This is a genomic window from Desulfonatronospira thiodismutans ASO3-1 (assembly GCF_000174435.1).
In the GTDB taxonomy this organism is placed as follows: domain Bacteria; phylum Desulfobacterota; class Desulfovibrionia; order Desulfovibrionales; family Desulfonatronovibrionaceae; genus Desulfonatronospira; species Desulfonatronospira thiodismutans.
This window is the reverse complement of record NZ_ACJN02000003.1, coordinates 503,825-523,070: the sequence shown is the minus strand read 5'-3', so window position 1 is coordinate 523,070 and position 19,246 is coordinate 503,825. Positions and strand designations below refer to the sequence as shown.

The following is a 19,246-nucleotide window of genomic DNA, read 5'->3' as shown; positions in this document are numbered from 1 at the left end:
GAGGGAGGGGAGCTGTACCGTGGCTTGGACTTGCTTGGGTGGTGGAAGTTTGATCACGATTCAGACGGAGTATTTATACAGATGCATGCGACAGAGTGTTGCCATGCCTCGATCTGCTCCCCTCCTTGGTTAAGGAGGGGAGCTGTACCGTGGTTTGGACTTGCTTGGTTGGTGGGTTTCTGGAATTTTTATAAGGAAGGGAGTTCATACAACCACCCCCGACCCCTCCTTGGCTAACTGAGCCTCGCACACGCTTGACACCGGGGCCATGAGGAGTTAAGCGTTATGGCATGTATATCAGCGGTCAATATTTCTCCAAGGATACGTTGAATTGGGTCCAGGCAACGATCAACGAGCAGCCTTCCATGTCCATGCGCGAACTCTCAAGGCTTGTTTGCCAAAAGCTGGACTGGAGAGCCGCCAATGGAAATCTTTGCCAGGTAAGCTGTCGAAAAACTCTGGCTGAACTCAACCGGAGAAACATCCTTGAGCTTCCCCAGAAAGAACAGTTTTATGATTTTCAACAAAAAAAGGCTGCCAGCAATAATTTTGAGCCTCCAAACGTAGATTGTACACTGGACCAGTTGGGTGAAGTCAATGTCTATCCGGTAGCAAGCCGGTACAGCAAAGATTCCAAGCTCTTTTTCCACCTGCTGGAACAATACCATTACCTGGGCAACGGTTCTTTGTGCGGGGCACAAATGAGATATCTTATACACAGCTCCACCTATGGCCACCTTGGTGCCCTGGCCTTTGATTCAGCTTCCTGGGCAGTCAAAGCCAGAGATAAGTATATCGGCTGGAGTGAAGCCGCCCGAAGAACAAATTTGCATCAGGTGCTTAGAAACGCCAGATTTTTAATTCTGCCTACGGTCCAGGTTTGTAATCTGGCCTCCTACGTTTTATCCATAGCCCTGGCCAGGCTGCCCCAGGACTGGGAACAACGATACAATATACGCCCCGTTCTGGTAGAGACCTTTGTTGATCCAGGCAGGTTTTCCGGCACATGTTACAAAGCTGACAACTGGACTTTACTGGACAACCAGACCGCCGGTCGCAGAGACGGAGTTCCAAAAAATATTTTTCTCAAGCCTTTGTGTTCCAACTGGCGTGAAGTTCTTTGCCGTGAACCTCAAAAGAAATTAGGCGAAATTCCTCTTCCGGAAGAACCAGAAAACTGGGCTGAATACGAGTTCGGGGCCATTCGCCTTTACGATGATCGTCTAAAGCAACGACTTTTTAACATTGCCCAGGATTTTTTTGCAGACCCTGAAGGTGATATACCAAAAGCCAGCGGTTCCAAGGCCCGGACAATGGGAGCCTACAGGTTTTTTCAAAACCCCAGGATAAATATGGATGTAATACTTGACGCTCACAAAGAGGCCACAGTTGAACGTATCAAAGAACATCCCGTGGTCCTTGCTCCTCAGGATACCACGACCTTGAACTATAGTGCGCATCCCATGACCAGTGACCTGGGGCCTATATGTACCAGTGAGGATACCCTCATCGGCCTACTCCTGCACGACACACTGGCCTTTACAGAAGAAGGCATACCCCTGGGTGTTCTGGATGCCCAGTGTTGGGCCAGAGATCCAGAGGATGAAAAGAAAAGAGAACGGCGTAAAGAACTGCCCATAGAGCAAAAAGAAAGCATTAAATGGCTTCGCAGTTTTGAAAAAGTCTGCGAAGTTCAAAAACTCTGCCCGGATACCAAGCTGGTAAGTATTGGGGACCGGGAATCGGATATATACGAACTCTTTTCCAGCGCTCTGGAAGATCCACAGGCTCCGCGGCTGCTGGTCAGAGCTGAAAAATCGCGTAATCGCCAACTGCACGATGATTCGCTGTGGGAATATGTCTTCAAACAACCTGTAAGCGGATCACTTAAAATACACGTTCCACGCAGTGGGTCGCGTAAGGCCCGTGATACCTGGATGGATATCCGCTTTACCCAGGTAACCCTCAAACCGCCCAAGCGTTTAAATAAGCATGGCCCGGCAACTGTCTGGGCTGTATATGTCCTGGAGCAGGAGCATTCCGATCCTATTGAATGGATGCTGCTGACCACCGAAGAGGTGCCGGACTTCCAGACCGCAAAAAGATGCGTAAACTGGTATGCAAACCGCTGGGGGATTGAGGTTTATCATAGAACTCTTAAAAGTGGCTGCCGTATAAAAAACCGTCAGCTGGGCACTGCTGATCGCCTGCAGGCATGCCTTGGTGTAGACATGGTGGTTGCGTGGCGTATTTATCATCTGACTATGCTTGGCAGGGAGATTCCCGATGTACCATGCACAGCTTTTTTTAGTGATGCCGAATGGAAAGCCCTTTGCTGTTATGTATACAAAACCTCCACGCCTCCAGAAGAACCACCATCACTGCAGCAATCAATATATATGGTGGCAGGAATAGGAGGACACCTTGGACGTAAAGGCGACGGTCCTCCTGGAACCCAAACCCTTTGGCGAGGCCTGCAACGCCTGGATACAGCCACAGAGATGTACACAATTATGAATCCGCAGGCTTATCCCAATATGCCCTCCGGACCCTGACCAGACCCACGGTGTCATGTGTGGGTAAAGGTCAGCCTTGGCTAAGGAGGGGAGCTGTACCGTGGCTTGGACTATTTGGGTGGTGGAAGTTTGATCACGATTCAGACGGAGTATTTATACAGATGCATGCGACAGAGTGTTGCCGTTCCTCGATCTGCTCCCCTCCTTGGTTAAGGAGGGGAGCTGTACCGTGGTTTGGACTTGCTTGGTTGGTGGGTTTCTGGAATTTTTATAAGGAAGGGAGTTCATACAACCACCCCCGACCCCTCCTTGGCTAAGGAGGGGAGCTGTACCGTGGCTTGGACTATTTGGGTGGTGGAAGTTTGATCACGATTCAGACGGAGTATTTATACAGATGCATGCGACAGAGTGTTGCCGTTCCTCGATCTGCTCCCCTCCTTGGCTAAGTAGGGGAGCTGTACCGTGGCTTGGACTTGCTTGGTTGGTGGGTTTCTGGAATTTTTATAAGGAAGGGAGTTCATACAACCACCCCCGACCCCTCCTTGGCTAAGTAGGGGAGCTGTACCGTGGCTTGGACTTGCTTGGGTGGTGGAAGTTTGATCACGATTCAGATAAAGTATTTGATAGATGCCTGCGACAGAGTGTTGCCGTTCCTCGATCTGCTCCCCTCCTTGGTTAAGGAGGGGCCGGGGGTGGTTCGATAATCAGCTCCCTTACCTTGAAGAGAATGGCAAAGAGGGAGTGAAAATTTTCCTCCAGTTTTGGTTGACAGTTTAAAGCAAATGTTCGAGGATTTTCTATAACTCACAGCATTATCAGCAAATCTCAAACCACTGGAGGCAGTATGGCCATAACCAGAAGAAGATTTCTGCATTATTCGGCCTTAGTCACATCATCACTGGCAGTTTCAGGGCTGCCCCTATATGCATACGATCCCAACGCCGGGCCTGAAGAACACGACGAGGTCAGGCGCAGTTATTGCGGTCTGTGCCACCCGCGCTGCGGCACCCTGCTGCACATGAAAAATGGTAAAGTCTTCGAGGTCAGCGGCGACCCGGACCATCCGGTGACCAGGGGGCTTATCTGTGAGCGCGGCCTGCTCATGCCTGAGCATATCCATCACCCGGACCGGATAAATTATCCCCTGAAAAGAAAAGGCAAAAGAGGGGAGGGCAAATGGGAGCGTATATCCTGGGAACAGGCCCTGGATGAGGTGGCCGAAAAACTCGCCGGCCTGAGGGATGAGTACGGGCCGGAAACTCTGGCCTTTACCCATGGTACCAGCCGTACCCATCACTGGGACTGCAGGCGGTTTTTCAACCTTTTCGGCTCCCCCAACGTCTGCGGAGTGAACAATATCTGCATGTGCCCTTCCTACGCCACGGAATATGCCACCTACGGGGGCATGGCCAGGGGCAATCCGCGCCAGGCGCAGTGCATTGTGGTCTGGGGGCGGGCTGCGGCCAATTCTTCGCCTGTGCAGACCTGGCCGGCCCTGAAGGATGCCCGGGACAAAGGGGTCAAGTTCATCGTGGTGGATCCCAGGCGCATCCAGGAAGTGGAATTTGCTGATATGTGGCTTCAGATCAGGCCGGGAACAGACCTGGCCATGATGCTGGGCTGGATCCGGCTGATAATTGAAGAGGAGCTTTATGACCCGGAGTTCGTTTCCAACTGGACCGTGGGCTTTGATGAGCTGAAAGAGGCGGTAAAGGAGTACACCCCGGAAAAGGTAAGTGAAATCACCTGGGTCCCGGCAGAAAAGATAAAGGCGGCAGCCAGGCTTTACGCAGAATCCAGCCCGGCCCAGATTCCCTACGGCTACGGTCTGGACAAGCAGGGCATCAATTCCAACCAGTGCGCCAGGGCCAGGGCCATTCTGCGGGCCATCACCGGGAACCTGGAAATAGAAGGCGGTGAGACCTTCAGCCAGACCCCGGAGGCGGCAAAAGTCCGGGGTGAATTCGACCTGGTCAGGGCTGAGGCCATAAGTTCTGAACAAAGGGCCAAACAGCTGGGCGTTGATACTTATCCCTTTTTCGGCTTTCCAGGCTGGGAGCGCAACCTGGAAAACAATAAAAAGCTGCCCCAGGGTATGGTTTCCCCGCCGTCCATGTACAGGACCTGCGTGGCTCACGCCAGGGATGTATTTCATGCTGTCAGCACCGGTGAGCCTTATCCGGTAAAGGCCATGTTTTCCGTGGCCAGCAACCCCATGCTGTCCTTTCCGGATTCAAAAATGGTCTTTGAGGCCCTGAAAGCTCTGGATCTGTACGTGGTTATGGAATACTACATGACGCCGTCAGCGGCCCTGGCGGATTATGTTTTTCCATCGGCCACCACCGTGGAGCAGCCCCAGCTGTGGACCACCGGGGGATTCTGCATGAGTTGTCCCCCGGGGATTGAGCCCATGTATGAACGCAAGGATACTTATCATTTTTACCGGGGCCTGGGTGTGAGGCTCGGACAGGAAGAGGACTGGCCCTGGGAGAACCTGGAAGAGGTCTTTGACTACTGCCTGGAACCAGTGGGGCTTACCTTTGAAGAACTGAGCAGAGATTACGGGTTTCGGGGCACGCCGGAATTCAAGAGATATGAAAAGCACGGCTTCGGCACGCCCTCGGGCAAGGTGGAGCTTTATTCATCCATTTTTGAAGAGCTGGGAAATGATCCCCTGCCCAGGTATAAAGAGCCACCCTGGAGTCCTGAGGGAGATTCCCGGGTGGCCGGGGATTTTCCCTTGATCCTGATTACCGGCAGCAGGTTTATGCCCATGTACCACTCGGAGCAGCGCCAGATCGAGCCGGCCAGAGAGCAGATGCCCGATCCCCTGGTGCTGGTGAATCCGGAAACGGCTGAAGAGCTTGGCCTTGAAAACGGTCAGTGGGTGAAGGTGATATCACCGCAGGGCGAGACCAGGGTGAAGCTGGAGAAGTCCGCTGTTATGCATCCGCGCATGGTTGATGTGCAGCACGGCTGGTGGTTTCCTGAAAGGGAAGAAGCCAGGCCGGAGCTTTTCGGGGTATTTGAATCCAATGCCAATACTCTTTGTCCCATGGACGAGAAATTCTGCAGTCCGGAAATCGGCAGCTGGCCTCATTCAGCTCTGATGTGCCGTATTGAGGCTGAGTAATCAGGTGCTGACCTGGGAAGGGTGTATGGGCGTATGGGTGTATGGGCGTATGGGAGTATGGGCGTATGGGCGTATGGGAGAGATAAAAAAGTGAGTGCTGGATCGGGCTACGTCAGGATGATAAGGAAATGATTTTTCAGGACGAACCACCCCCAGCCCCTCCTTAACCAAGGAGGGGAGCAGACCGTGCCTTATTCATAACATGACGTAACCATTCATCACCTGCTGAAGCCGGCCAACCTGAACGTATCGCTGAAGAATAGTTACAAACCCTCCTTAACCAAGGAGGGGAGCAGACCGTGCCTTATTCATAACTTGACGTAACCATTCATCATCTGTTGAAGCCGGCCAACCTGAACGTATCGCTGAAGAATAGTTACAAACCCTCCTTAACCAAGGAGGGGAGCAGACCGTGCCTTATTCATAACTTGACGTAACCATTCATCACCTGCTGAAGCCGGCCAACCTGAACGTATCGCTGAAGAATAGTTACAAAATTACAAACTTGTGTTACATTAACCTTTTTAACACTACAGCGAAACTTATAAAATTTTTCAACCTGTCTAAACTGGGGACAGTCCCGCACCTACTTGATTGCTCAGCAAGTTCCAGCGCTTTCATGAAATCATTCCCAAGTAGGTGCGGGACACCCCGGAGGTCAATGAATAAGTTTCGCTGTAGTGTTAAATAATTAAATAAAAATTGCAGCTGTCTGTAAAGGAAAGCAGGGGAGAGCAAATCCCCATGCCTTATGCAAATGGCTGAACTGTTACTTTCAACTGGAGAACCAGCAACATGGAAAACCAGCAAAACACCCCTCAGGACCAGGAAGTAAAACAGAAAAGAACTGTGCTGGGGCGGATTTTCAGCCCCTGGACGTTTTTGATCCTTATCCTGGCTGTTGGGGTATATTTTTACCTGGAACACGAACCTGAGCAAGAGAATGATCAGCCCCGGGAAAGACCTGAAGTGGCTGTGGAGCTGGCCCCGGCCAGTGAAATCACCATGCTGGAGACTGTGCGCGGGGTGGGGACTTTAAGGCCCGTACAAAGAGTGGACATCAAGCCCGAGACCAGCGGCAGGATCAAGGCTGCGCATTTTCAGGAGGGGGGATTCGTTGGCAAGGATAAACTCCTTTTCGAAATTGAGGAGCAAAAGCTTTTAAGACGTCTTTCCTCCCAGGAGGCCGCCCTGGAGGAAGCCCAGGCCAGGCTGGAGAACCTGAGACGAAATCACCAGCGTTTTTCCATTCTGCTCAGCCAGGAGGTGGTCTCCCAGGAAGAATACGACCAGGTAAAGACGGACCTGGAAACCACAAAAGCCCAGGTTCGCAGGCTTGAAGCCGATGTGGAACATGTGCGCGAAGAAATTGACGACACTGTCATCCGGGCCCCTTTCGACGGGTTGATCGCCGAGCGCCTTGTGGATCCGGGGACCTTCGTTTCCCAGGGGGAAACCCTGACAGTCATGTATCAGGTTGATCCCTTGAAGATTTCTTTTTTTCTACCGGAAAAGTATTTTGCTCAAGCGGAGCTGGGGCAAAAGGTGCGGGTGGCTGTACCGGCTTACCCCGGTATGAGCTTTGAAGGCGAGGTGGACTACATCAGTCCCTCCATCGATGAATCCACGCGCAAGTTCAGGGTACGCGCAGATATTGAAAACCCGGACAATCTTCTGCGTCCCGGTTTTTTTGCCCAGGCTACTCAGATCCTGGGAAAACAGGAGGACTCCTTAGTGATACCGGAAAAATCCCTGGTAGCAGTCCGGGAAGGCTACATGGTTTTTACCGTGGACCGGGAAAACGGCAGGGCCAAAGCTCAAATGGTCAGCACCGGCATGCGAAGGCCGGGTCTGGTGCAGATAACTGAAGGGCTTTCCAGAAATGATCTGGTGGTCACCGCTGGACATATGCAGCTCGAAGATGATTCCCGGGTGGAGATAGTTGAGGAGATGGAGGATGACTGGGCAGGGCAGTGGGACGAGTCCCTTCCGGATGAAGGTTTTGATACGGCGGAACAGTTCAGGGGAGGATTTTAAGTGATCTGGAATCTGTGTATCCGCCGTCCAGCACTGACCGTTGTTATCTTTCTGGTCCTTGCCATTTTCGGCGTGTACGGCTTTACTCAGATGCCTATTCAGGAAAACCCGGATGTGGAATTCCCAGTAGTGAGCGTGTTGGTGGTTCTTCCTGGAGCAGCACCGGAAATCCTGGAACAGGAGGTGGTGGAGCCCCTTGAGGCGGAACTGAGTACCATTGAAGGGCTCAAAGAACTGGTCTCCACGGCTGAGCAGGAATCGGCCACGGTAACGGCTGAGTTTGAGCTCTGGCGGGATCAGGACCTGGCGGCCCAGGATGTTCGCGACGCTGTGGAGCGGGCCAGGCGGCACCTTCCGGATGATGCCGAGGCCCCGGTGGTGCGCAAGATGGATATGGACGCCGGGCCCATCATGTGGTTTACCCTGCAGGGAGACGAGCGCTGGGACGATATGAGCATGTCCCGGTATGCAGAAGATGTTTTGAAGCCCAGAATGGAGACCCTGCGAGGCGTGGGGAGGGTCATTGTGGGCGGGTCCAGGGATTACGCAGTCAGGGTGAAGATTGATCCCGAACTGCTGGCCGCTCACCGGCTGACTATACAGGATGTGGTGGACACGGTGCAGATGGAGAACGTGGACATCCCATCAGGGCGTATCGAAGGCAAGACCAGGGAGTTCACCATCCGCACCAGGGCCCGCTTTTCCGAGGCCGAGCCCTTTAATGACCTGGTTATAGACCACAGGGACGGATCTCCAGTTCGTTTGTCCGACGTAGGAGAGGCCGTGGACGGGGTGGAGTCATACAGACGGCTGGCCCGTTTCAACGGCGAACCCACTGTGGGCCTGGGCCTGGTGCGCCAGACCGGGGCCAATACAGTGGAAATGGCTGAAGCGGCCCGGGAGAGCATGCGCCGGTCCGCGGAGAATTTCCCTCCAGGCCTTGAGTATCAGGAGGCCATGGATGCCTCGGAATATATCGAGGAAAATATCCGGGACCTGCAGACCACCATTTTTATTGCCGCCACAATGGTGGTGTTTGTGGTCCTTTTTTTCCTGCGAAGCGGGCGGGGTACCATTATTGTGGCCCTGGCCATTCCCACCTCGCTGCTGACGGGTCTGGCAGCCATAAATGTCCTGGGCTTCAGCATCAACGTACTGACCATGCTGGCCCTTATCCTGGTCATCGGAATAGTGGTTGACGACGCCATTGTCATCCTGGAGCGCAATTTCAGACACATGGAGCATGGGGCTGATCCCCTGCCTGCGGCCAGGGTGGGTACTACGGAAATGGCTTTTCCGGCCATTGCCAACTCTTTGTCCCTGGGAGCGGTGTTTATCCCGGTGGCCTTTACCGGGGGGATAATCGGAAGGTTTTTTTATGAATTCGGCCTTACGGTCGCAGTGACTGTATTTGCCTCTACTTTTGTGGCCCTGACCCTGACCCCCATGCTCTGTTCCAGGCTTTTGAAGTACAAGGAACGTAAAAGCTGGTTTTTCAAGATGTCTGAAAGACATCTGAACCATGTGGAAGCCATCTATGCCTGGGTTCTGGCCCGGGCCTTCAAAAGGCGGGCCTTAGTGGTGGTTATTGCCCTGCTGGCCTTTGGTGCGGGCATCATGGCCTACATGAATATTCCCAAGGAGTTTGCCCCGGACGAGGACCGCTCCAGGATGATGATAGTCTTTGAGACCCCCCAGGGGGCCACGCTTCCGGAAACAGACAGTTTTGCGGCCAGAATTGAAAAAATGCTGGCCGAAGATCCCAACGTCAGCCATACTTTCCTGGGCATCGGCCTTAGCCGTGGAGGCGGACCGGGTCATCCCAATGAGGGGGTGGCCTTTGTCACCTTAGTACCCAGGGATGAGCGGGATAAGCATCAGACTGAGATAATGCAGCAGTACCGGCAAAGACTGGCTCAAATTCCTGACGGACGTGCCTTCGCCGTTGATATCACCCCTGGAGGAGTAGGTGGTGACCCGGTGGAAGTGGTCCTGCAGAACCCGGACCTGCAGGAACTGGATATTGTGCAGGAGCAGGTGGTGGACTGGATGGAGTCCCGTTCGGAGTACTATGTTGGGGTGCGCTCCGATCTTGAGCTGGACAGGCCCCAGGTGGACGTAAGCATTGACCGGGAAAAGGCGGCCGAGATGTGGGTATCGGCCACGGCCATTTCTCAGTCCCTGCGCTATTTGTTTGGAGAGGTGGACATTTCCCACGTGGACCGCGAAGCCCGAAGGTACGATGTAATTACTGAGATAAAGGACCGCGGTGAAACCACCCCGGACGCCCTGCGCCATGTATACCTGCGCAACCAGAGAGACGAACTGGTTTCCCTGGATAACCTGGTGCATATCCAGGAAACCATAGGTCCAAGCGAGATTCACCGTTTCGACCGGGTGCGCTCGGCCTCGGTTACTGCATCCACACCTCCGGGGGTGGCCCTGGGCGATGCAGTGGACGAGCTGGAAACATATCTGGAGGCTGAGCTTCCTGCAGGGACCGACTACCGCATGGCCGGCATGTCCGAGGTGTTTGAGGAGTCGTTTTATTACCTGGCCCTGGCCCTTATTTTTGCCATTATATTTATATACTTAGTGCTTTCGGCCCAGTTCGAGTCATTCATCTACCCCTTAAGCATCATGACCGCTCTGCCCCTGGCCACTGTGGGCGCTTTCGGCATTTTGTGGCTTCTCAACCTGAACTTCAGCGTTTATGCCTTTATCGGCCTTATAATGCTCATGGGGCTGGTAACCAAGAACGCCATTTTGCTGGTGGATTATACCAATGTCCTGGTGGCCCGGGGAAGACCACCGGTGCAGGCGGCCCAGGAAGCGGCCCGGGAGAGGTTCCGGCCGGTGGTCATGACCGCCATCTCCACCATTCTGGGCATTACGCCCATAGCCCTGGGCTATGGGGCCGGAGGTGAAGCCAGGGTCCCCCTGGGCGTTGCCGTGGCTGCTGGTCTTTTTACCTCCACCGCCCTGACCCTTATTGTCATCCCGGTGGTTTACACTCTGTATGATCAGCTGCAGAACTACATTCTCAGACTTTTTGGGAAACAACCCAAAGGTGCAAAAGGTTGAATATGAAACTGGTGCACATCACCTTTCGTTTTGAATACGTGGATCACGTGGAGCGTATCCTGGATGATTCAGGTGTAGAGGATTACGCCAGGTATCCCATGGTGGAGGGAAAGGACCAGGAGGGCAAACATTTCGGCAGCCAGGTTTTTCCCGGCAGTGTAACCGTGTGTCAGGCCCTGGTAAAAAACGACCTGGTTGAGGGACTTATGCAGCGCCTGCAGGAGTTTAGAATGAAAAAAGGTGCGCACAGGCACCTGCGGGCTGCGGTCGTGCCTGTGGAGCAGGTGCTGGGCACTGGCGAGGATTAGGCGCAACCATACAGGGGTGCCGTGTCTCTGTCTGGTTAAGGAAGGGAGTTCATACAACCACCCCCGACCCCTCCTTGGCTAAGGAGGGGAGCTGTACCGTGGCTTGGACTTGCTTGGGTTGTAGGTTTCTGGAATGTTTATAAGGAAGGGATTTTTATATAACCACCCCCGGCCCCTCCTTGGCTAAGGAGGGGAGCTGTACCGTGGCTTGGACTTACTTGGGTGGTGGATTTCTGGAATTTTTATAAGGAAGGGATCTCATATAACCACCCCCGACCCCTCCTTGGCTAAGGAGGGGAGCTACACCGTGGCTTGGACTTACTTGGGTGGTGGATTTCTGGAATTTTTATAAGGAAGGGATCTCATATAACCACCCCCGACCCCTCCTTGGCTAAGGAGGGGAGCTGTACCGTGGCTTGGACTTGCTTGGGTTGTAGGTTTCTGGAATGTTTATAAGGAAGGGAGTTCATACAACCACCCCCGGCCTTAAGAAGTATGGAAGTAGGGGCGTATGGGAGTATGGGAGTAAAAATATCTTTACACCCACACATGGATACCCCCATACACCCATACTTTCTTCCTAAGGGAGGGGAGTTGTACCGTGGCTTGGATTTACTTGGGTGATGGAAGTTTGATCAATACCCAGACGGAGTATTTATACAGATGCATGCGACAGAGTGTTGCCATGCCTCGATCTGCTCCCCTCCTTGGTTAAGGAGGGGTCGGGGGTGGTTCGATAATCAGCTCCTGACCTTCAGGCCAATACAGGCCATTGCATCCAGGCCAGGGCTGCGCTTATCAGGACCATGCCCACTACAAGGGAGGTATAGGCTTTTTTGACTCTGAGTCCGGCCAGGGCGCTGAAGCTGGCGGCCAGCAGGATGAGGGACCAGTCCATTTCGCGCTGAAACTGGAAAAGGTCCTTTAAATGAGGATATACTATGGCCAGGAAATAGATGCCCAGACAGGCTGTCACCAAGCCCACGCCGAAGGATCCGACCAGGGACTGCATGATCATTTTTCCTGGGTTGTATGAGCTGAACCTGTCCCTGCTCTGGCGCAGAATCAGATTGTATTTTTTGTTCTGCCGGATTCTGTACCAGCCTTCAATGCGCGAAAGGATATAGGCCCCGGGGATGCTCAGGAGCATGAGCAGAAATATCTGGCCGGTGTGCTCCAGTTGAAAATGCCCATACAGTAATGTGACGCTGGTTACGCAGAAGATGGCGTTGGGCGGGATGAAGGTGCCTGCAGGAATGAGATCCAGCCACAGCAGTTCGAAAAATACGGCGATGAGCAAAACCGGGAAGACTTCACCGGTAATGAGGGCCAGGAAGAAGCCGGCCACCAGGGGGCGTTCAAGAAGGCCCAGGTGAAGAGCAAAACGAAACAGGGAAAAGACGGCAAAAAAAAACCCCCCAGCAGGACAGTGTTTAAAATACTCATTTCTTCCAGGGCTACCATGAATCCACCTGAACGCTTTTGTGGGGCACGCACCTGAAATCCAGCTTTACCCCCTGCCTGTAAAAGTATTCCAGGCAAAGGCTGTCGTCCTGGCTCAGGGCGATGTGGGCGCAGACCTGTTTTCTGCCCGGGCTGTAATGAATATTGCCAATGTTGATCCAGTCGAAGTTCAGGCCCTGATCAAAGGCCTGCCTGGCGTCCGGACAATTGTCGAAGAGTATAAAAACCGAGGAAAGTCTGTCCTTTAAAGTTGTATGCAGGACGCGGGGGCTTTCCTGGATGGATGCAAAAGTTATGTCGATGTGGCTGGGTACGGCAAGCCCCATGATTTCCTGACGCACCGGGTCTGCAGCGAGTTCATCATTGACCACAAGAATGGTGCTTGAACCCGCATAGGGCAGCCAGGTCTCGATGACCTGACCGTGTATCAGGCGATTGTCTATGCGTACCCAGAACATTGTCTTACTCGCCCTTTTTTCCGGAGCCGGCCACCTGCCTTTTGAGCACGTCCCCGGCCACGAGGATTCCCTGTTTGCCGGCAGATTTGATTTCCTGGGCCAGGTCTCCAAGTTCCTGGGTCCTGCCGGAGAGCGCCTTTAAAAGCATGGGGAGGTTCACCCCGGTAATAACCTCTATATGCCCGTGACTTAAAAGGGACAGGCTGATATTGGTAGGGGTTCCCCCGAACATGTCCGTAAGGATTACTACACCGCTGCCTGTGTCTATTTCTTTAACCTTCTGCTTCAACTGGTCAATGATATCCTGCATGGGCCTGGAAACATCCACTCCTATGGCGCAGCAGTTGCCGCTTTCTCCCACCATGGTCTGCGCCGCATGCAGAAGACCGGACCCGAAATCGCCGTGAGTGACTAATATAATTCCTATCATGATGCTCTGGTCACAGGTTTAATTTGAAAATGGGATGTTTCAAAGTTGGTTGTCAACCATCCCCGATTTCTCCTTACTGCTTGAAAAATGGAGCAGATAAGGAAGGGATTTTATACAACCACCCCCGACCCCTCCTTGTCAAGGAGGGGAGCTAAACCGTGGCTTGGACTTGCTTGGGTGGTGGAAGTTTAATCACGATCCAGACGAAGTATTTATACAGATGCATGCGACAGAGTGTTGCCACGCCTCGATCTGCTCCCCTCCTTGGTTAAGGAGGGGTTGGGGGTGGTTCGATAATCAACTCCCTTCCTTACCCGGCCCCTCCTTAACCAAGGAGGGGAGCTGCACCGTGCCCTGGATTCACGCAGGTGCAAGGTACTTTATATTTTCTGTGAAAAAGTTTTTCAGTACTCTTTGTTTGTATCTGGAATTCCTGATAGTTGAATGCCTGCGACAGAGTACGACAGTGCCTCGATCTGCTCCCCTGTAACCATTCTTACTGCTTGAAAAATGGAGCAGTTAAGGAAGGGATTTTATACAACCACCCCCGACCCCTCCTTGTCAAGGAGGGGAGCTAAACCGTGGCTTGGACTTGCTTGGGTGGTGGAAGTTTAATCACGATCCAGACGAAGTATTTATACAGATGCATGCGACAGAGTGTTGCCACGCCTCGATCTGCTCCCCTCCTTAGTTAAGGAGGGGTCGGGGGTGGTTCGATAATCAACTCCCTTCCTTACGAAGTATTTATACAGATGCATGCGACAGAGTGTTGCCACGCCTCGATCTGCTCCCCTCCTTAGTTAAGGAGGGGTCGGGGGTGGTTCGATAATCAACTCCCTTCCTTACGAAGTATTTATACAGATGCATGCGACAGAGTGTTGCCACGCCTCGATCTGCTCCCCTCCTTGGTTAAGGAGGGGTTGGGGGTGGTTCGATAATCAACTCCCTTCCTTACGAATTATTTATACAGATGCATGCGACAGAGTGTTGCCACGCCTCGATCTGCTCCCCTCCTTAGTTAAGGAGGGGTCGGGGGTGGTTGATTGTAAGCTGTCAACACCCACGGCCCTCCTGGCCGGGGAGGGGATTTGCTATCTACTGCTGCAAGCAATCAACCCAGTTGAAAATGTCGGTGTTCCAGTGACACTAAGTAGCCGTTTTTTTTCAGAAAATCCGCCACGTTTTCGGCTACAGCCACGGAGCGATGTCTGCCCCCGGTACACCCGAAAGCCATGGTCAGCCTGTAGCGGCCCTCCTTTTGAAACAGGGGCAGGATAAAGCCAAGGAAGTCCTTGTATTTTTCCAGATAGGAAGACCCCGGAGGCTTGCCCAGCACATAATCCGCAATAGCCGTATCTCTGCCTGACAGGCTTTTGAGTTCTGGTTCAAAAAAAGGGTTGGGCAGAAAACGCAGGTCCTGGACCATGTCGGCCTCGGAAGGCATGCCGTATTTGAATCCAAAGGAAATTATATGCACCCGTATACCGGCAAGAACCTGGTCCAGGCATTCCCATTTTTCCTTGAGTGCCCGGCGCAGGTCGTGGATGCTGAAATCCGATGTGTCCACCACCAGGTGAGCATCGCTGCGCAGTGGTTCCAGGATCTGTTTTTCCTTTTCCAGGGCCTGTTCCAGGCCGATTCCTTCTCCTTCCATGGGGTGCGGGCGTCTGGTTTCAGCGTACCTGCGCACCAGCACTCCAGAGCTGGCTTCAAGGTAGATTATCTGCAGGCAGATTCTGTTCTGGGACATCCTGTCCCTCACCCTGGACCATTCCCTGGCGAAGTCGCTCTGGCGCAGGTCCATACCCAGGGCCAGCCCCCGGAAGTTTTTGGGGTTTTCTCTGGAGAAAAGCTCCATTATCGTAGGGGCCAAGGTCACTGGAAGCCCGTCCACGCAAAAAAAACCCAGGTCTTCAAAGACGTTCAGGGCGGTGCTTTTTCCAGCCCCGGACAGGCCGGTGACAATAATTACCGGGTAGCAGCCCGCATGTTCTTTTTCTCTGCCTGGTACGTCCCGGATTAAACCCTGTTTATGAGTTTCCATAGTTCTTCCCTGGACTGGGCATTTATAAAGCAATCCTTGAAGTCAGGGTCCTGCAGCAGCCTGGAGATAAAAGCCAGGATTTTTAAATGCTTGCCAGCGCTTTTTTCCGGAGCCAGGACCAGGAAAAAAATGTGTACCGGCTTGTGATCCAGGGCGGAGAAATCCACACCTTCCCGGCTCAGACCGGCGCTGATAAGGATGTTATCCAGGCCGGCGATCTTGCCGTGAGGTATGGCCACGCCGTCGCCTATGCCGGTGGTGCCCAGGTTCTCCCTGCTCACGAGCACATTGTTGACTTCATTGCGGTCCAGGAAGTCGTGTTTTTCCACCAGGGGGGCGGCCAGTTCATCCAGGACTTCCGTCTTGTTTCTGGAGACCAGGCCGGCGACAATCTGGTCCGGGCTTAAAAAATCAGCAAGATGCATTGTATCTCTCTGTTATGCCAGACCTGTCTATACGCCTGGGTCAATAAAGCCGAAGTCCCCGTCCTTGCGGCGATAAACCACGTTTACCCTTTCGGTTTCAGCGTTTAAAAAGACCAAAAATTCGTATCCCAGGTTTTCCAGCTGCATGGCGGCCTCGTCCAGGGGCATGGGTTTGGGCTCGTACTGATCCGTGGCCACTATGCGGGGCTCCCGGCTCTGTCCCTCCTCTGCCGGGGAAAAACTGACCACATCCATGCGCACCTGCTGTTTTTCTCGTGTTTTTTTCTTTTTGTCCTTGATCTTATCTCTTTGTTTCTTGAGCTGGGCTTCAAGCTTGTCCAGGCTAAGGTCCACGGTGGAGTACATGTCTTCTGTTTCTTCGTTGGCAGAGATATGCAGATCTTTACCAGTGAGGATGCATTCAGCTATGTGCCTGAATTTTTCTACCTCCATATTTACCTGCAGAGAAACGTCGTCATTGTCAGTTATATATTTGGACAATTTTTCAAAACGATCCTGGGCGTAATTTTTCAGGTGATCAGAGGGTTCAAAACTTTTGAAATTGAATTTGATGTGCATGCTAGCCTCCTTGGATTTGTATATGGCTTTTGGAGTCAGAAGAATTTTTTCCTCTTTGAGGAAGAGGGAATGTCCAGAGCCATGCGGTACTTGGCCACAGTACGCCTGGCGATATTTACATCCAGGTTTTCTTTCAAAATGGCAGCTATGGCTTCATCGCTCAGTGGTTTTTTGGGGTCTTCCTCGCGAACCATCTTCTTGATGGCTGCCTTTACACTCTCGGAACCCACGTGGCCGCCTCCGTCCATGCTCAAGGCGCTGTTGAAGAAAAACTTGAGTTCAAAAATGCCGTAGGGAGTAGACACGTACTTGCTGGTGGTGATCCTGCTCACCGTTGACTCGTGCATCTCAATGTCCTCGGCCACTTCCTTGAGTATAAGAGGCTTTAACCGGCTTACTCCGTGCTCGAAGAACTCCTTTTGAAATTTGAGTATGCTCTGCATAACCTTGTACAGAGTGCGCTGCCTCTGGTGCAGGCTTTTCATGAGCCACACCGCTGAACGCGTTTTTTCCTGGATGTATTCGTTCTCCTGCTTGTTTTTCTTGTCTTTGACCAGCTGGTTTTCACCAGTATAAAAGGAACTGAGCTGCAGGTTGGGCAACCCGTCTTCATTCAAAAGGATGATAAAATCGTCTTCGTATTTGTAAACATAAATATCCGGGCTGATGTAAACAACATCCTCGCTGCCGTAGCTGGAGCCGGGGAAAGGGTCCAGGCTTCTTATGACCTCAATGTATTCCTGCATGTACTCCCGGCTGACCTTGAATTTTTTCAGAAGCGGGGCAATGCGGTTTTTTTCAATGTCTTCCAGGTGCTCCTTTACCAGTGAAGTGAGCACAGGATCGTCCTCGTTTAAGGCTTCAAGCTGTACCAGAAGACATTCCTGGATGTTTCTGGAACCTATGCCAATGGGGTCGAAATGCTGTATACGTTTTAAAACTCTTTTCACCTGCTCCTGTTCTGCGCCGGTGGATTCGGATATTTCCCGGGAAGTGGCCTGGAGATAGCCGCGGGAATCCAGATTGCCGATGATCTCTTCGCCGACAACCATATCTTCTTCGGAAAAATCCTGCAGCTGCAACTGCCAGAAGAGATGTCCTTCCAGTGAGGGCTTGGAAGAGTGTCTGGCCTCGAAACTTTGCATCTCTTCCGGGGTCTCCCTTTCATGGTGCACCGACTGCTTGGAACTGCTGGAAAATTCGCCCAGATAGTTTTCCCAGTCCGCATTTTTGATCATGGACTGTTCTTCGCTGTTGAGGCTTGTTTTGCGGTTGGCTTCTTCGTGTACATCCCGGGCCGTCTGCTCATCCTCCTGGTACTGGACCTCCTCCAGGATGGGGTTTTCCATGAGTTCCTGCTGCACCACCTCCAACAGCTCCACCCTGGAAAGCTGCAACAGCTTGATGGCCTGCTGCAGCTGCGGAGTCATCACCAGTTGCTGTGATAATTTGAGCTGTTGTCTGAGTTCCAGGGACATATTTATATAACCTGCTTACAATTGAAACGATTCTCCCAGGTATACCTGTCTGGCCCGGGCGTCCTGGGCTATTTCCCCTGGTGTGCCGTTCAGTATAACCTGGCCTTCAAATACGAGGGATGCCCTGTCGCAGATTTTCAGGGTTTCGCGCACGTTGTGATCTGAAATGAGCACACCTATGTTTTTTTCCTTTAGCTTAAGCACAATTTTCTGGATATCATCCACTGCAATGGGATCAATGCCTGCAAAGGGTTCGTCCAGAAGAATGAATTCAGGGTCCTTTATCAGGGACCTGGCTATTTCCAGACGCCGCCTTTCCCCTCCGGAAAGAAAGGAGGCCTTCTGATGAGCAAGCTTAGATATTCCCAGTTCGTGCATCAAAGACTCGGCCTTTTCCCGGCGGAGCTTTCTGTCCCTGCAGGTGTACTCCAGGATAAGCATCAAGTTGTCATAGACGCTCAGTTTTTTAAAAATGGAGCTTTCCTGCGGCAGATAACTCATCCCCAACTCTGCCCTTTTGGGCAGCGAAAGTCCAGTTATATCTTGACCGGCCAGTGCCACCCGGCCTTTGGTGGGGGGGATGATGCCCACCAGCATATAGAAGGTCGTGGTCTTGCCGGCGCCGTTGGGACCAAGAAGCCCCACTATTTCTCCCCGGTTTATGTCCAGGGATATTCCTTTGACCACGGGTTTTTTGCCATACTGCTTGTAAACGTCAAGGGCCTGCAGGGTGCTCACTGTCCGTCCCCGTCTGAATCGTCTGAATGAAAGATTACCCGGACCCTTCTTTCCTCGCTGCCGTATACCCGGGATGTATTGTCTTTGAGGTTGAGAACGATTTTTTCCCCTTCAACACTGTTTTTGCCTTCAATAAGCCTGGGGTCCTGCTCCAGTTCTACAATCTCTGTGTCGGGATAATATGTCAGAAGTCCGCTGCGGCCCTCCCTGCCTTCTCCCTGGATCCGCACCTGTCCCCGGGCGACGATTTTCTCTATGTCATCATCTTCTCCGGCTTCAGGTGCGGTCTCATCCATGTCCGCATCCGACCTGAGATATACGTAAAGCTTGTCTGACCAGAGCTCGAAATCAGGGCGGCGGACATAAACGTCACCGGAAAACACAATTAGATTTTCCGCGCCTTTAAAGGTCATGTCCCGTGAGGTAATCTCCGTACCCTTGTCGTTTTCAGCCTGGATCCCGGCAGGGTAAAGAAATAAGGCCGCCAGGACACAGACCAGGATATAGGGAAAAAATCTGCAGTGCATTGTGATTGCCTGTATTCTGTTCATG

Annotated in this window: 14 protein-coding genes; 5 read left to right on the top strand and 9 right to left on the bottom strand. The window is 52.6% G+C overall.

All coding sequences use genetic code 11. The features are described from left to right. Nucleotides 1-290: 290 nt before the first annotated feature. The 5 genes from DTHIO_RS14325 to DTHIO_RS14305 all read left to right on the top strand — a co-directional run bounded on the left by DTHIO_RS14325 (nucleotide 291) and on the right by DTHIO_RS14305 (nucleotide 11,078). The gene (locus tag DTHIO_RS14325; RefSeq protein ID WP_008869811.1) at nucleotides 291-2,555 is read left to right on the top strand and encodes an IS4 family transposase; all 2,265 of its coding nucleotides are present in this window, start codon (nucleotides 291-293) and stop codon (nucleotides 2,553-2,555) included. Between the two features lie 805 nt (nucleotides 2,556-3,360). Further along, nucleotides 3,361-5,649 carry a molybdopterin-containing oxidoreductase family protein gene (locus DTHIO_RS14320; protein ID WP_008870979.1) on the top strand — a complete coding sequence of 763 codons (2,289 nt, stop codon included), beginning with the start codon at nucleotides 3,361-3,363 and terminating at the stop codon, nucleotides 5,647-5,649. Between the two features lie 795 nt (nucleotides 5,650-6,444). Further along, nucleotides 6,445-7,686 carry an efflux RND transporter periplasmic adaptor subunit gene (locus DTHIO_RS14315; protein ID WP_008870978.1) on the top strand — a complete coding sequence of 414 codons (1,242 nt, stop codon included), beginning with the start codon at nucleotides 6,445-6,447 and terminating at the stop codon, nucleotides 7,684-7,686. Further along, nucleotides 7,687-10,770 carry an efflux RND transporter permease subunit gene (locus DTHIO_RS14310; protein WP_008870977.1) on the top strand — a complete coding sequence of 1,028 codons (3,084 nt, stop codon included), beginning with the start codon at nucleotides 7,687-7,689 and terminating at the stop codon, nucleotides 10,768-10,770. Between the two features lie 2 nt (nucleotides 10,771-10,772). Beyond that, nucleotides 10,773-11,078 carry a PG0541 family transporter-associated protein gene (locus tag DTHIO_RS14305; RefSeq protein WP_008870976.1) on the top strand — a complete coding sequence of 102 codons (306 nt, stop codon included), beginning with the start codon at nucleotides 10,773-10,775 and terminating at the stop codon, nucleotides 11,076-11,078. A gap of 754 nt (nucleotides 11,079-11,832) precedes the next feature. Here DTHIO_RS14305 and DTHIO_RS19970 read toward each other — a convergent pair. The 9 genes from DTHIO_RS19970 to DTHIO_RS14260 all read right to left on the bottom strand — a co-directional run bounded on the left by DTHIO_RS19970 (nucleotide 11,833) and on the right by DTHIO_RS14260 (nucleotide 19,245). Next, entirely contained in the window at nucleotides 11,833-12,426 is a 594-nt protein-coding gene (locus tag DTHIO_RS19970) for a hypothetical protein (protein ID WP_008870975.1), read from the bottom strand. A 109-nt stretch (nucleotides 12,427-12,535) separates the two neighbouring features. Beyond that, nucleotides 12,536-13,000, bottom strand: coding sequence for a PTS sugar transporter subunit IIB (locus tag DTHIO_RS14295; protein ID WP_008870974.1), 465 nt, complete (start codon nucleotides 12,998-13,000; stop codon nucleotides 12,536-12,538). A gap of 4 nt (nucleotides 13,001-13,004) precedes the next feature. Beyond that, nucleotides 13,005-13,430: a PTS sugar transporter subunit IIA gene (locus DTHIO_RS14290; protein ID WP_008870973.1), complete on the bottom strand. Its 426-nt coding sequence runs from the start codon at nucleotides 13,428-13,430 to the stop codon at nucleotides 13,005-13,007. Nucleotides 13,431-14,541: 1,111 nt separating this feature from the next. Beyond that, the gene (gene rapZ / locus DTHIO_RS14285; protein WP_008870972.1) at nucleotides 14,542-15,474 is read right to left on the bottom strand and encodes an RNase adapter RapZ; all 933 of its coding nucleotides are present in this window, start codon (nucleotides 15,472-15,474) and stop codon (nucleotides 14,542-14,544) included. Next, nucleotides 15,450-15,899: a PTS sugar transporter subunit IIA gene (locus tag DTHIO_RS14280; RefSeq protein ID WP_008870971.1), complete on the bottom strand. Its 450-nt coding sequence runs from the start codon at nucleotides 15,897-15,899 to the stop codon at nucleotides 15,450-15,452. Before DTHIO_RS14280 ends, rapZ begins: the two co-directional genes overlap by 25 nt. Before the next feature lie 27 nt (nucleotides 15,900-15,926). Then, nucleotides 15,927-16,478: a ribosome hibernation-promoting factor, HPF/YfiA family gene (hpf, locus tag DTHIO_RS14275; RefSeq protein WP_008870970.1), complete on the bottom strand. Its 552-nt coding sequence runs from the start codon at nucleotides 16,476-16,478 to the stop codon at nucleotides 15,927-15,929. 35 nt (nucleotides 16,479-16,513) lie between these two features. Then, nucleotides 16,514-17,956: an RNA polymerase factor sigma-54 gene (gene rpoN / locus DTHIO_RS14270; protein ID WP_008870969.1), complete on the bottom strand. Its 1,443-nt coding sequence runs from the start codon at nucleotides 17,954-17,956 to the stop codon at nucleotides 16,514-16,516. A 15-nt stretch (nucleotides 17,957-17,971) separates the two neighbouring features. Then, nucleotides 17,972-18,694, bottom strand: a complete 723-nt coding sequence (gene lptB / locus DTHIO_RS14265; RefSeq protein ID WP_008870968.1) for an LPS export ABC transporter ATP-binding protein — start codon at nucleotides 18,692-18,694, stop codon at nucleotides 17,972-17,974. Further along, a complete protein-coding gene (locus DTHIO_RS14260; RefSeq protein WP_040418767.1) occupies nucleotides 18,691-19,245 on the bottom strand; it encodes an LptA/OstA family protein in 555 nt (184 codons plus the stop codon). Before DTHIO_RS14260 ends, lptB begins: the two co-directional genes overlap by 4 nt. Nucleotide 19,246: the final 1 nt, after the last annotated feature.